At 67.4% G+C, this 14,019-nt stretch carries 13 protein-coding genes; 3 read left to right on the forward strand and 10 right to left on the reverse strand.

Annotation, left to right across the window (positions count from 1 at the left end; all coding sequences use genetic code 11):
• Window positions 1-46 precede the first annotated feature (46 nt).
• The 7 genes from BLR57_RS17270 to BLR57_RS17295 all read right to left on the reverse strand — a co-directional run bounded on the left by BLR57_RS17270 (window position 47) and on the right by BLR57_RS17295 (window position 7,003).
• Window positions 47-763, reverse strand: a complete 717-nt coding sequence (locus BLR57_RS17270) for an ABC transporter ATP-binding protein (protein ID WP_089699695.1) — start codon at window positions 761-763, stop codon at window positions 47-49.
• Entirely contained in the window at window positions 763-1,599 is an 837-nt protein-coding gene (locus BLR57_RS17275; RefSeq protein ID WP_089699697.1) for an ABC transporter ATP-binding protein, read from the reverse strand. Before BLR57_RS17275 ends, BLR57_RS17270 begins: the two co-directional genes overlap by 1 nt.
• Complete coding sequence (locus BLR57_RS17280; protein ID WP_089699699.1) at window positions 1,599-3,548, reverse strand: ABC transporter permease; 1,950 nt, start codon at window positions 3,546-3,548, stop codon at window positions 1,599-1,601. The genes BLR57_RS17275 and BLR57_RS17280 overlap by 1 nt, the downstream gene beginning before the upstream one ends.
• Window position 3,549: 1 nt before the next feature.
• Complete coding sequence (locus BLR57_RS17285; RefSeq protein WP_244510107.1) at window positions 3,550-4,731, reverse strand: ABC transporter substrate-binding protein; 1,182 nt, start codon at window positions 4,729-4,731, stop codon at window positions 3,550-3,552.
• A 503-nt stretch (window positions 4,732-5,234) separates the two neighbouring features.
• The gene (locus BLR57_RS19545) at window positions 5,235-5,390 is read right to left on the reverse strand and encodes a DUF7563 family protein (protein ID WP_170830693.1); all 156 of its coding nucleotides are present in this window, start codon (window positions 5,388-5,390) and stop codon (window positions 5,235-5,237) included.
• 102 nt (window positions 5,391-5,492) lie between these two features.
• Window positions 5,493-5,687: a hypothetical protein gene (locus BLR57_RS17290; RefSeq protein ID WP_089699702.1), complete on the reverse strand. Its 195-nt coding sequence runs from the start codon at window positions 5,685-5,687 to the stop codon at window positions 5,493-5,495.
• Window positions 5,688-5,707: 20 nt separating this feature from the next.
• The gene (locus tag BLR57_RS17295; protein WP_089699704.1) at window positions 5,708-7,003 is read right to left on the reverse strand and encodes a 5'-deoxyadenosine deaminase; all 1,296 of its coding nucleotides are present in this window, start codon (window positions 7,001-7,003) and stop codon (window positions 5,708-5,710) included.
• A gap of 167 nt (window positions 7,004-7,170) precedes the next feature.
• Between BLR57_RS17295 and BLR57_RS19925 the strand changes: the two genes are divergently transcribed.
• Window positions 7,171-7,299 carry a hypothetical protein gene (locus BLR57_RS19925; protein ID WP_280140465.1) on the forward strand — a complete coding sequence of 43 codons (129 nt, stop codon included), beginning with the start codon at window positions 7,171-7,173 and terminating at the stop codon, window positions 7,297-7,299.
• 266 nt (window positions 7,300-7,565) lie between these two features.
• Here the strand turns inward: BLR57_RS19925 and BLR57_RS17300 are convergent, their stop codons facing one another.
• Entirely contained in the window at window positions 7,566-8,552 is a 987-nt protein-coding gene (locus tag BLR57_RS17300) for a sodium:calcium antiporter (RefSeq protein WP_089699705.1), read from the reverse strand.
• 478 nt (window positions 8,553-9,030) lie between these two features.
• Here BLR57_RS17300 and BLR57_RS17305 point away from each other — a divergent pair, with 478 nt between their 5' ends.
• On the forward strand, window positions 9,031-10,413 hold the full coding sequence (locus BLR57_RS17305) for an NRAMP family divalent metal transporter (RefSeq protein WP_089699707.1): 1,383 nt from the start codon (window positions 9,031-9,033) through the stop codon (window positions 10,411-10,413).
• Between the two features lie 2 nt (window positions 10,414-10,415).
• Window positions 10,416-10,970, forward strand: coding sequence for a hypothetical protein (locus BLR57_RS17310; RefSeq protein ID WP_089699709.1), 555 nt, complete (start codon window positions 10,416-10,418; stop codon window positions 10,968-10,970).
• 75 nt (window positions 10,971-11,045) lie between these two features.
• Here BLR57_RS17310 and BLR57_RS17315 read toward each other — a convergent pair whose 3' ends face one another.
• Complete coding sequence (locus BLR57_RS17315) at window positions 11,046-12,386, reverse strand: OFA family MFS transporter (RefSeq protein WP_089699711.1); 1,341 nt, start codon at window positions 12,384-12,386, stop codon at window positions 11,046-11,048.
• Window positions 12,386-14,002, reverse strand: coding sequence for a gamma-glutamyltransferase (gene ggt / locus BLR57_RS17320; RefSeq protein WP_089699713.1), 1,617 nt, complete (start codon window positions 14,000-14,002; stop codon window positions 12,386-12,388). Before ggt ends, BLR57_RS17315 begins: the two co-directional genes overlap by 1 nt.
• Window positions 14,003-14,019: the final 17 nt, after the last annotated feature.

Here is a 14,019-nt window from a genome sequence, read left to right on the forward strand (position 1 = left end):
CTCTCGAAACGAACGACGGCGTGCGGGCGGCCGGGGGAGCGGTGTCTCAGACGCTGACGCCGAGATAGCGGTCCAACACCGACTCGTCTTCGTCCAACTCGGCGGGCGTCCCTTCGTAGACGACCTGTCCCTTGTCGAGGATGTACACTCGATCCGCCAACTCGAGTGTGACCGAGACGTTCTGTTCGACGAGCAGCACCGTGATGCCCTCGTCGTTGATCTCTTCGATCAACTCGGCCACCCGGTCGACAATGAGCGGTGCCAGCCCCTCGGTCGGTTCGTCGAGCATCAGCAGGTCCGCCCCGGCGACGAGCGCGCGGCCGACCGAGAGCATCTGCTGTTCGCCGCCGCTGAGGTCGACCCCACGCGACTCGCGCCGTCGCGAGAGGTTCTCGAAGGTATCGAGCACCTCCTCGACGCTGCGGCGGTTCTCCGTGTCGCTGCCGCCGTAGCTGCCGAGACGGAGGTTCTCCTCGACGGAGAGACCGGGGAAGACGCGTCGTTCCTCGGGCACCAGGCCGACGCCGAGTTTGACGGTCTTCACCGGGTCCAACTCGGTGATGTCCTCGCCGTCGTAGGTGATGGTCCCCGCTGTCGGCGTAATAGCACCGAGAATCGACCGCAGCGTGGTGGTCTTGCCGACGCCGTTGCGGCCGATGAGCGCGACCGTCTCGCCCTCGTGGACGTCGAGCGAGACGCCGTCGAGGACCTGCGTCTCGCCGTAGCCCGCCCGCACGTCGCGGAGACTGAGTAAGGGCTCCATCACCGCTCACCTCCGAGATACGCGGCCTGCACCGCGTCGTTCGCGGCTACCTCGTCGGGGTTACCGGTCGCCAGCTCCCGACCTCGGTCGAGGACGGTGATGCGGTCGGAGACGTTCATCACGAGGTCGATGTCGTGCTCGATGAGGAGCAGGGTGCGGTCGGCGAGCACGTCGTCGATGAGATGCATCGTCGCGCGGGTCTCCTCGCGGCTCATGCCCGCGGTCGGCTCGTCCAGCAGGACGACCTGCGGATCCGTCGCAAGCACGAGACCGATTTCCAACCGCCTGCGGTCGCCGTACGCGAGCGACCCGGCGCGCTCGTCGGCCCGCTCGCGGAGCCCGACCTGGTCGAGCGTCCAGTCGGTCCGCTCGTTGATGTCGTCGAAGTCGCCCGCCCCCCGGAGGAAGCGGTCCCGCCAGGAGATGCGGTCGTCGAACACCGACTGGGCGGCGACGCGGACGTTCTCGCGGACGCTCAGCCCCGCGAAGACGTTCGTGATCTGGAACGAGCGGCCGATTCCCTTCTTGACGCGCTCGTAGGGTGGAAGTCGGCTCACGTCTTCGCCCTCGAAGACGACCTGCCCCGAGGTCGGCGTCAGTGCCCCCGAGATGAGGTTGAACAGGGTCGTCTTGCCGGCTCCGTTGGGGCCGATGACGCTACGGAACTCGCCGCGCTCGATTGCGAGGTTGACCTCGTCGGTGGCGACGAGTTCGCCGAACCGCTTGACGAGGTCGCGCGTTTCGAGAACGACGTCGGTGGTGGCCGCGTCGGTCGCCGTCGCGGACTCGCTTGCGTCGGTGGGATTGGTGGGGTCAGCGGGGTCAGTCGTCGCCATCAGTCGCTCACCTCCACGTCGTCGTCGACGAGTTCCGGCCCTCTCGCCCCGCCGCCGAACCGCTCTTGGAGCAGGCCGGGCACCGAGACCAGCCCGCGCGGGACGAAGATGACGAAGAGGACGAAGAGCACCCCGAGGACGCCCTGCCACTGCTCGGTGAAGCCCAGCAGGACCTCCTTGGCGACGAAGAACACCCCGGCACCGAGCATCGGGCCGTAGAGCGTCCCCATTCCGCCGAGGATGGTCATGACGATGACCTCGCCGGACTTGATCCACGCGAGGAAGGTCGGGGAGACGCCGCCGGTCGAGACGGCCGCGAGTCCCCCCGCGAGTGCTGCGAGTCCGCCGCTGACGACGAAGGCGCGCCGTTTGTAGGCCGTCACGTCGTAGCCGACGAACTCCGTGCGCTGTTCGCTCTCGCGGATGGACTGGAGCACGCTCCCGAAGGGCGCGCGCATCAGCTGGCGGGCGAGGAGATAGGAGCCGACGACGAGCACGAGGACGACGTAGTAGTAGAGTTCGACGCCGCCGACGAGTTCGATGCTGCCGACTTCGGGTCCCGACGCCAGCCCGTAGACCGGGTCGATACCGAAGAGACCGTTGTCGGCACCGGTGAACTCGAACTTGAAGACGGCGCTGTGGAACAGTTCTGCGAAGCCGAGCGTGATCATCGAGAAGTAGACACCGGAGACGCGGATGGAGAGCTGGCCGACCACCCACGCGACCACGACACTCAGGACCATCCCGATGGCCAAAGCGAGAAACAGCGACGGCACGAAGTGGATGAGCACCAGCACCGACGCATACGCACCAACCCCGTAGAACAGGACGTGGCCGAGCGAGACGAGCCCGGCGTAGCCCATCACGAAGTCCAGACTGAGCGCGAACAGCGCCCAGACGAGGATGTTGACCATGAGCGTGTTGACGTAGTACGACTGGCCGATCAGCCCCATCGCGAGCGGCGCGACGGCGAGGGCGGCGACGACGCCGATGCCGAGCCACCGCCGCAACTCGGGGGTGAGCAGCCCCTGGCCGCTCGCGGTGAGCAGTTTGCCGTCGCCGCCGTGGCTGCTCCACTCCGGATTCCCGAAGAGTCCCTGCGGCCGGACGAGGAGGACGACGATCATGAGCAGGAAGACCGCTAGCCCCTCCAGTGCGGGCACGAAGCTCCGCATCAGCGTCTGGATGACGCCGACGCCGAGACCACCCACGACGGCCCCCCGGAAGCTGCCGAGGCCGCCGAGCACGACGATGATGAAGGCCGGGATGATGACGAGGTCGCCCATCCCGGGGCTGACGCTCTGTCGCCCGGCGAGGACGATGCCGCCGACCGCGGCGAGGGCGGCCCCGAACGCGAAGACGACGGTGTAGTAGCGGTCGATGTCGATGCCGAGATAGCGGACCATCTCGCGGTCCATCGACCCCGCGCGGATGATGAGTCCGTAGCGGGTCTTGGTCAGCGCGAGCCACGTCCCGAAGGCGATAATCGCTCCGATACCGATGACGAAGTAGCTGTAGATGGCGTACTCGAAGCCGAAGAGGTCGAGCGTCCCGGCGAGCACTTCGGGGCGGGCGATCTGCTTGGGCTGGGTGCCCCAGATCAGTTCGATGAGGTCCTTGAAGATGAGCACCAGCCCGAAGGTGAGGAGGATGTGGTACAGCGGGTTGCGGCCGTAGAGCGGTCTGATGGTCCAGCGTTCGACGGCCGCGCCGACGACGGCGATGAGCAGGGGCGCGACGAGCAGCGCGATCCAGAAGCCGCTGGCACCGGCACCGACGGCGAGCGCGAACGCGAAGTACGCGCCGAGCGCGAAGAACTCGCCGTGGGCGAAGTTGATGACGTCCATCACGCCGAAGATGATGGACAGTCCTGCCGCGAGCAGGACGTACACCATCCCGATGGTGAGACCGTTCAGGACCTGCTCTGCGAGGGCGGCACCGACGGCCATCTCAGAGGCTGCACCCCAGCTCTTCGCAGGAGGGCAGTGCGTCCGGGCCTTCGACCTTGCTCAGGAGCTCGACGTCGGCGACGCCGCCGTCGCCGGGGACGAGTTCGCCCATCCACGTCGGGTTCATCGCCTGATGGTCGCAGTCGCGGAACTGGTTCTGCCCGAAGATGGTCGGCATCTCCAGGCCGGGCAGGACGTCCTTGACCTCCGTCGGGTCGGTCGAATCGGCCTCCATCATCCCGCGGACGGTCATCCGGATGGAGTCGTAGCCGACGCGGGCGAAGTTGTCGGGGTCGGCGTCGAACTCCTCGCGGTAGGCCTCCACGAACTGCTGGTTGTCGCCGGTCTCCAGCTTCGGCAGGTAGCGGACGCCGCCGTAGGTTCCCACCGCTGCTTCGCCGAGTGCCCCACGGACGACCCCGAAGGTCATCGTCGGGCTCATCAGATTTACCTGCTCCTTGAGGCCCTGGTCGTTGGCCTGGTTGACGAAGTTGATGAGGTCACCCCCGGTCATCCCGAGCACTGCGACCTCGGCCTCGGAGTTCGAGATATCCGAGATGAAGGAGTCGAAGTTGGTCGCGCCGAGCTGTGAGCGCGACTCGCCGACGACTTCGAGGTCGGTGCTGGCCTGTTCCATCCGCGAGCGGACGCGGTTCAGGACCGACTCGCCGTAGGCGTAGTCGGCGATGTGGAACCAGACCTTCGAGCCGAGGTTGTTGACGGTGTACTCCGACACTGCCTCGGCGACCTGGGCGGTGTTGGTCTCGAACCGGAAGACGTACTCGTTGCAGTTCGCGCCCGTGATGGGGACGGCAGCCCCGCCGGGGTTGTAGATGATCTCCTCGTCGGCCGCGAACTCGTTGAGCGCGATGGCGACGGAACTGGAGATGGCACCGACGATGTAGTCCGCGCCGTCCTGGTTGACGAGCCGTTCGGCGGCCTGCTGGGCCGCCGTCGGGTCCGTCTCCGTGTCGGCCGTCGCGAGTTCGATCTCGACGTCGAACTCGTCGCTCGCGTTGATCTGCTGGACGGCGAGCTCCGACCCGTTCCGTTGTGCCGGTCCGAGACCGCTGTACGCCCCGGAGATGGGATTCAACGCGCCGTAGACGACAGAGTTGCTACCCCCGCCACCTGTTCCGCCGAGACAGCCCGCGAGTCCGGTGAGTCCGGCGACGCCGGTCACCCCGGTGGCCGCGAGAAACCGCCGTCTGTTCGTCGAAGTAGTGTCCTTCTGTCGGTTATGTGGCGTGTTATCCATGACCAAGCACACCGAAGGGATACCTGTATATTAATCATTGTATTTATTTAGTGCGAATCATCCCCCTATCGTGACAGACACCGACAGTCGTGCCCGTTTCCCGGCGTTCGTCGCCGAGTTCACCGACCACTGCACGGGTCTGGTATCCACCGCCCGTCGCCGTCGCCTCTCGGAGAAAACGTACAATCGGCCAGTTTCGACGCCGCTAGCTGGCTGGCGTGTTTCGAATCGAATTTTCGAAAAGCGAGGTATAGGGGGCCTTTAAACGCCATTCCCGGCCAGCTTCCGGTTCACTGTCTGTCTCTAGGAAATTTCACAATTTGTGAAACGTTCCAATTCGTCGCTGACAGTGTGGACACGGGAGAGTGCTGCGTCGTGGGCGGTCTCGGGGCGATACACGCGCGGAGGGAGCGTCCGCGACGTGGAGGCTACTGTCTGACACTACGTGCTTCGCGGACTTCGACGCCGTCGCGGACCATATCCTCGCAGTGCGGACAGACGCGGGGGTTGTTCATCCCGTTGGGGGAGAACACGCGGACGTAGTCGACCGTTACGAACGAACCGCAGTTGCTGCATTCGGGCATACACAGAGTGCAAGGAAGTCTATCTGCATAGTGCTCACGCCAAAACAGTTTGGGACGGTCCGTTCGGTGCCGTGCGCCGCGGTCTGGACCGGTTCGGCCGTCTTACCCCCAGTGGCGCAACAACAGCGTCTCCAACTGCCGCGGCGTGTAGCGCTCCAACATCGCTTCGGCCTCCGACTTCGACAGCGAGAACGTCGCCATCGCGTCGGCGACCAAGTCGGTCTCGGGCCGGGCGGTCGGTGCCTCCGGGACGTCCTCCTCCCAGAGGTCGTCCGAGAGCGGTGGGTCGACGGGCATAGGCGGGCTAGGGACGCGGCCTATGAGTACTGTTCGGCGTACGTCTGTGCCTGCTCGCGCACCGCCTCGACGTCGACGCCGACGACCTCGCCGTCGTCCAGTAGGACCTCGCCGTCGACCATCGTGAACGCCACGTCGTCGCCGTGGGTCGCGAAGACGAGATGCGAGAGCACGTCGTGGACGGGCGTCGCCCGGCTCGTGTCGGTCCGCAGGCCGATGACGTCGGCTTTCCACCCCGGCTTTAGTTTCCCCAACTGCTCGAACCCGGCGGCCTCCGCCCCGTTGACGGTGGCCATCTCGAAGGCCGTCGCCGCGGGCAACGCCGTCGATTCCAGTTGGCTGACCTTCTGGAGCAGGCTAGCCTGCCGCATCTCGGTGAAGGGGTCGAGCGTGTTGTTACAGGGCGGCCCGTCGTTGCCGAGCGCGACGTTGATGCCGCGGTCCAGATAGTCCAGGACGGGCGCGACCCCGCTTGCGAGTTTCATGTTGGAAGAGGGGCAGTGGGTGACGTGGGTGCCCGTCTCCGCGAGGACGTCGCGCTCCGTCTCGTCGGTGTGAACGCAATGTGCGAGCACGACGTCCTCGCCCGTCAGGCCGACCTCGTCGAGCCAGTGGACGTTCCGCATCCCCGTCTCGGTCTCGACGGTCTCGATCTCACCCAGGTTCTCGCTGGCGTGGGTGTGGATACGCACGCCGTCGTAGCGGTCGGCCAACTCGCGCGCCCCGCGGAGACACTCTTCGGAGCAGGTGACGGCGAAGCGCGGCGTCACGGCGTAGCGCACCCGGTCGCCGAACGCGCCGTGGTACTGCCGAATCAGCTCCTCGGACTCCGCCAGTGCCTCCTCGGTGTCTTCCTCCAGCGGCTCGGGCGACGCCTGGTCCATCAGCACCTTGCCCATGAGCGCGCGGATTCCCACCTCGCCCGCCGCTTCGAACGCCTGGTCGGCGTGGGACACCGAGAGATGGTCGATACAGGTCGTGGTGCCGCTCTCGATCAGCTCCAGATAGCCCAAGGTGGCGGCGGTCCGCATCTCGTCGGCCCCCATCGACCCCTCCATCGGCAGGATGTGGTCGAACAGCCAGTCGAGCAGTTCGGTGTCGTCGGCGATGCCGCGGCCGAGACTCTGCACCGAGTGGATGTGGCTGCCGACCAGTCCCGGCGCGACGATGTCGAAGTCGCGTCGCTCGTGGTCGGGATACCGGTCCAGTAGCTCGTCGCGTTCGCCGACCGTCTCGATGGTCGTCCCGTCGACGACGACCGCGCCTTCGTCGATGACCGTCGCCGAATCGACGACGACCGTTCCCGTGAGTAGCATCCTTCCACGGGGAGGGCGTCCGGGTACATGAACCCGGCGAGTCGTCTGCGGCCGGCCACCGGTGTTCTCGACGGCCGTCGCGGTCGCCGTTGGTCCCCTCACCCGCTTAATTAACTCGATTACGTATTACAGTACTATTTTATATTCTCGCCCCGTAGAAGGTGGTGATGCCCGAGATAACCGTCTCCGACAGCCTCTACCGGCAGCTGGTCGACGCGTCCGGGGAAGAGACCCTCGACAACGCGATGTGGAAGATGGTCGCGCAGTACCAGCGCGGCAACAATCCGGGCGACTAAGCCCACAAACCGGCCCTCACGCGCTTTTATTCGGCGGATTGTCAGTATGTCTGACAATCTGTCGAGCAGCACAAAACATATATCCATGCTGTTCTGACTAGGGAGTACGAAACGCGGGACGTAGGCGGCAGGTTTCGGGTAGGGGTACACGACACCTGACGCCGATCTCTCCCGCGCAGTATATTATTCACAGTGAGCGACTGCTCTATGGTTCGCCGCCCCGTCTTGGCCCGGCGTCGGTTCGTCCGCCCGTATCCGTCGACACGTCACTGCCCCGCGAAGAGCAACAGTCGCCCGACCACGAAGGCGAAGTAGGCGACGACCAGCAACGCCCCGTCGTGGCGGCTGAGTTCGTGCGGCTCCCGCCGGAGGAGGACGACGAGCAGTCCGACGCCGACGACGAGCTTGAACGGGAGATCCCAGCGGACGACCGAGACGGGGACTGCGTAGCCGGAGATGATCCCACCGAGACCGATGCCGACGAGCGGATTGACGACGTTGCTGCCGACGAGCGTGCCGAGCGCGACGTTCGGCGCGCGGCGGCGGACCGCGTCGACGACGGTCGAGAGTTCGGGCAGTGCCGAGGCCAGTCCGAGCGTGACGACGCCGACCATCGACCCGCCGAGCGCGAGCCGGTCGACGACCAGTTCGACGACCGAGAGGACGACGTAACTGCTCGCGAGGATGGCCAGTAGCGCGCCGACTGTGACCACGAGGTCCCGGCGGACGTCGCGGCTCTCCTCGCCGGGGAGCCGGAGCCGACGCTCACGGCGACCGAGGCTGTAACGCGTATAGCCGAGATACGCGAGGAGCAAGAGCGCGCCGTCGACCCGGCTGACGACCCCGTCGGCGAGGAGGACGAGCGTCACCACGAAGCCAGCGAGCATCGGGAGATAGTTCGCCCGGAGAAACTGCCGCGTCACTTCTAGTCGGCCGAAGCCGACGAGAAACAGCCCCACCAAGAGCGTCTGCTGGACCGTCGACGAACCCATGTTGCCGCCGAGGACGGTCGCCGAGGCGACCTCGTAGTCGAGCGTTCCCGCGAGGATACCCGCGGAGGCGATGACGTGGGAGGCGATCTCGGGGAGGCTCGTCCCGATGGCGAGGACGGTCATCCCGATGACGACGTCGGGCACGTCGTAGTGGGTCGCGAGCGCGAGTGCCCGTGAGACGGCGACCTCGGCACTCTTGACCAGGACGTACAGCGCGGCCGCACCGACGAGCAACTGGGTGGCGAGAAGCTGAGAGACCATTCGGGTTCCTCAGGATGCGGCCGTCCCGGTCGGCGTCGTCTCGGCGAGAGCGTGGCCCGCCATCGCCGATTCGCGGTCGGTCGTCGTCGCATCTGCGTCGAACGCTGGACCGGTTAGCTGCAGTGGCATCTCCGGAGAGACGAACGAGCACCGGATAACCGTTGTGCCGCCCGGAGCGACCGCGGCGCGGGGGTTGTGGCGGGCCCGCACACGACCGGTAAAGGCGTTTATGAGGCAACCGGCAACCGTCGCGTGGGAGGCCAACGCGGCGAGCGACCAGCCACACGCTCCCCCTCCCACTGTGTTACCGTCACGTCCGCACGTGTCGGCTCGTGTCCACCAGCGACGTGTGATTTTCAGGTGCCGTCCCGCTCCGAGCAGCGGACGCGCTCCCGACGAACCACCGCGAAATGCAAGGACCTCCGCGTTCGCCCAGATTATTCGACAGTTATACAACCAAGTGGCAGCATCGTCCGGTATGAATCCTGACTCCACGGACGTGGCCGACTCGGCTCGGCCGCGTTCACGGTTCGGTCGGCTCGGACGGCTCGGTCCGGCGTGGCTCGCGGGTGCCATCGCGGCCGGGCCGGCGACGATGGCCAGCCTGCTCACCGCCGGCGCGTCGTTCGGCTACCAGCTGCTCTGGGTCGTCATCCTCTCGGCGATCCTCGGGACGACGGCGCAGCTGCTCGCGATGCGGCTCGGCCTGCTCACCGAGGACGGTATCGTCAGCACCGTCGAGCGACATCTCGGCTCGCGGTGGGCGTGGCTGCTCGTCGTCGACGCGGTGCTCGCGGCGGGACTCGCCCAGCTGGTCATCATGAAGACCGTCGCCGACGTGTTCGCGGCCGCCAGCGGCGTCGACGCCCGAATCTGGGGCGTCGTCTGGGCGGTCGTCCTCGCGGTCGGTCTCGCCGGCGGCGGCTACCGCGTCGCCGAACTCGGGGCGAAGGTCGTCGTCTCGCTGGTCGTGCTCGCGTTCGTCGCCTCGCTGGCGGTCGTCCCCGTCGACCTCGGGGCCGCGGCGGGCGGTCTCGTCCCGCGACTCCCCGCGGGCGTCGACGGCGCGCTCGTCGCCGCGGGCATCCTCGGCGGCGCGGTCCACGTCACGCTCGTCACGATGCACTCCTACACGATGCGCGCTCGCGGCTGGACCGCCGACGACGAGGGCGTCGCCACGCTCGACGTGGTCAGCTCGATGCTCGGCGCGTTCGGCGTCTACAGCCTCGCCATCTTCCTCGTCGCCGCCGGCGTCCTCCAGTCGCCCGCGGTCGACGCCGCCTCGCTGACGGCGACGACGGCCGCCCAGTCGCTCGGCCCGCTCGTCGGCCCGGCCGCGCAGGCGTTGTTCTTCGCCGGCCTGCTCGGTGCGGCCATCTCGACGCTCGGCGGCAACACGGTCGTCCCGCCCTTCCTCGTCGCCGACAAACTCGGCTGGGACACCGACGTCTCCGACGCCAGATACCGGGGACTGCTCGTCGCCGTCGCGCTCCTCTCTGCGGGCGGGGCGTTCCTCGGTGGGTCGTTCTTCCCGCTCTTGGTGCTCGTACTCGCGTTCGGTCTCGTCGGGACGCCCTTCGCGATCGTCGTCGTGCTCGTCCTCCTGCACGACCGCGAGGCCGTCGACGAACCGCTCTCGCGGTTCGGCACGCTCGGCGGCGTCGTCCTCGTCGTCGTGACGACCGTCACCGCCGGCTCGTTCGTCCGCGAGCGGGTCGCGTCGGGACTCGGCGACCCCCTGACGCTGTTCGTCACCGCCTTCGCGACGGTGATGGCCGCCGCGACGCTGCTGCTCGTCGCGAAGTCCGTCCGCGAGTCGCTCGGGCGGCCCGACGCGCGGCGGGCACCCACCGACGACTGAACATGGCAGACCTCCCCTTTCCGCTCTCCGGCGTCACGCTCGTCGTCGGCCCGTCGAACGCGGGCAAGACCCGGCTGACGGCCCGCGCGCTCGACGCGTGGGTCGCGGCCCACGGACCAGACGGCGTCGTCGTCTTCGACTTCGCGCCCGTCGTCGAGCGCGACGGCCGGGTCCTCGGCGGCCGACTGACGCAGTTCACGACGCCGCCCGACGGCGCGTGGTACGGCGTCCTCGACGCCCACGCCCCCCGTGCCGACAGCGACGACGAGGCAGGCGCGACGCGACTCGCGGCCGACAACGCTGCGCGTGCGACGACGCTGTTCGACGCGGCACCGGCCGAGCCGACGGCGGTGTTCGTCAACGACGCCACCATCCCGTTTCAGCACTCCTCGGGCGACCGCTCGCGCTTTTTCGACTACTGTTCTTCTGCAAAAACCGTCGTCTGCAACGCCTTCGAGAGCGACGCACTCGGCGTCGACGACGCGGTCTCGCGGACAGAACAGCGGACGCTGGCGGCATTGAGACGGTGGGCCGACCGGACGGCCGCGTTGGGATGACTGCCGTCCGGCCGGGTCGTGATATCGTCGTTCGGTCGTCGTTCGGTCGCCGTCCGAGCGTCGCTCGACTGTCGTTCAGTCGTTGTCGACGGCGGTCGTCGTCCGCGGTGCCTCGTTTGCAGCAGGGCCGGGTTCGCGCAGTGCCAGTGCAGCCACACCGGCGAGCAGCGCGAGCACGCCACCGAACTGGAAGGTCATCGGCCAGCCGATCTGCGTGACGACCCAGGCGGCGACCGCGCCGCCGAAGACGCCGCCCCACATCTTGCCGGAGTAGAGCAGCGCGTAGTTCGCGGAGGAGCCCTCCTCGCCGTAGTAGTCGGCGACGATACTCGGGAAGAGCGTGTACTGGGGACTCCAGAAGAACGTCGCGATGACGACGGCCGCGAGGAAGCCCGCGGTGGTCCCGGTCTGGCCGAAGGCGACGACGGCGAACAGCCCGAGTCCGCAGAGGCTGAACGACGCGGCCATCGCCAGCCGGCGGTTGAGCCGGTCGGAGAGTTCGCCCAAGACGAGCCGGCCGACGCCGCCCGCCACCGGGAGCAGCGTCGCCGCCGCGGTCACGGTGGCAGCGTCGAGTTCGACCGCCTGCGCGAAGGAGACGATTTTGGCCGTGAGCATCAGCCCCGCGCCGCTGACCGCGACGAACATGCCGTACATCAGCCAGAACTGCCACGTGCGGAGCATCTCGCGCCAGTGGTAGTCGCGGGCGCGAGTCGCCTCGCCCTCGCCGTTCGCCTCGGCTTCGGCCGCCTGGTCCGCCTTCCGCGCGTCGAACCACGACTGCGGCGGGTCACGCAGGACGACGGCGGCGACGAGGATGCCCAGCCCGATGACGAGCCCCATGTTCTGGAGCACCGCGTCGTACGCGCCGGTCGTCGCGTTGGCACGGACGTACGGGATAAAGAGTGCCGCACCGGCGGCGAAAGCCATCGTCCCGACGCCGGTGGTCAGCCCCTTCCGGTCGGGGAACCACTTCAGTGCCGTGTTGACGGAGATGGTGTAGACGATACCGACGCCGAGCGCGCCCAGCGAGTAGAGCAGGTAGAGCTGCCAGACCTCCGTCGCATACGACAGCAGGTAGTACGAGCCGCCTGCCAGTGCCGCGGCACCGAGCGTCAGGAGCCGCGGGCCGTGCTCGTCGCGCCACCAGCCGACGGGGAACTGCGACCCCGACTGGACGATGACGAAGAGGGTGAACACCAAGCCGAGTTGCGTGAGCGGGATGTCGAGGTCCGCCGCCATCGGTCCCTCGATGGACGACCAGACGTACTGGTAGGGGCTGACGACGGCCATCGCCAGCGCGGCGGCGACGACGAGCCACCACCGCGAGAAGCCCAGCTCCTCGCGGGCCCGCGCGCCGTAGTCGGGACTATCCGTCTCGCTACTTCCGGCCGTCGACCCAGTGTCACCGGACATCAGTAGCCGATACTCAGCCCGTCCTTACGCGGGTCGGTCGCCCCCGAGAGGGTGCCGTTGTCGTTGCGGACGATCTGCGCGCCGCCGAACTGTAGCCCCTCGAGGATACGCACGTCGTGGCCCTTCCGGGCGAGCTTCGTCGGGACTCCCGAGGCGATGTGTTCCTCGACAGCGATGGTGCCGTCCTCGCGGTAGCGCCACCGCGGCTCGTCGAGTGCCTCCTGCAGGCTCATGTCGTAGTCGACGAGGTTCGAGATGACCTGAACGTGACCCTGCGGCTGCATGTAGCCGCCCATGACGCCGAAGGCGGCCCAGTCGTCCTCGCCCAGTCGGGCGATGCCCGGAATCAGCGTGTGGAACGGCCGCTTGCCCGGTTCGAGCACGTTCGGATGGTCCTCGTCGAGCGAGAACGAACTGCCGCGGTTCTGGAGCGCGATGCCGGTGTCGCCCGCGACGAGCCCGCTGCCGAAGCCAGCAAATCGAGAATTGATGTACGAGACGACGTTGCCCTCGTCGTCGGCGACACAGAGGAGGACGGTGTCGGCGTCCTCGGCGTTGGCGTCGGGGACCCCGAAAGAGACGTCCTCCATCCGTTCGTCGCCGATCTTCTCGGCGCGCTTTTCGGCGTAGTCCATCGAGTTCAGCGGCGGAATCTCCTCGTACTTCGGGTCGGTGATGTAGCGGTGGCCGTCGTGGAAGGCCAGCCGGAGGGATTCGGCGAACTCGTGGACGCGCTCGACGGTGTGCAGGTCGTGCTCGCCCGCGCCGCGGACCTGCGCGATGTTGAGTGCTTCCAGTGCGATGAGGCCCTGGTTGTTCGGCGGCAGTTCGAACACTTCGACGCCGTTGTAGGTCGTGCTGACCGGCTCCAAAAATTCGGGTTCGAACTCGGCGAGGTCGTCGACGGTCATGAACCCACCCTTCGACTGGACCTCGTTGGCGATCTTCTCCGCGATCTCGCCCTCGTAGACGACGTCTGCACCCTTCTCGGCGATCGCTTCCATCGTCGCGCCGAGTTCGGGGAAGTGCATCGTCTCGCCCATCTTGGGCGCACGGTCGTTCAGGAGGTAGGCGTCACGGGCGTGGTCGTCGGTGAACAGCTCCTCGGCGTAGCCCCAGTGGCTCGCGATGATCTCGGTGACGGGGTAGCCCTCTTTCGCGTAGTTGATGGCGGGCTGCAGCACCTCGGAGAGGGTCAGGTTCCCCAACTCTTCGACCGTGGTCTCCCAGCCGCGGGCAGTGCCGGGGACGGTGACGGTGTGGGGGCCGGTGTCGGGCATCTCGGCGTCCTCGGGGTCGATTTCCTCCTCCTCGGCGACGGCCTGCCGGACGTTGTCGACGGTCGCCTCGGCGGGCGCGCCGCCACAGCTCCGAATCGCGCCGACGTCGCCGTCGGCGGTGCGGTAGAGCCCGAAGACGTCGCCGCCGATGCCCGTGCTCGTCGGTTCGACGACGTTCAGGACGGCGGCGGTGGCGACGGCGGCGTCGAAGGCGTTCCCGCCCTGGCGGAGGATTTCGATGCCCGCCTGCGCCGCCAGCGGCTGACTCGTCGAGACGACACCCCGCTGGCCGTACACCGTCGACCGGCGGGAGTGGTACTTGTCGATATCTACCATATAGCATAACCGAGCGA

This window comes from Halogranum gelatinilyticum, assembly GCF_900103715.1.
GTDB classification, from domain to species: domain Archaea; phylum Halobacteriota; class Halobacteria; order Halobacteriales; family Haloferacaceae; genus Halogranum; species Halogranum gelatinilyticum.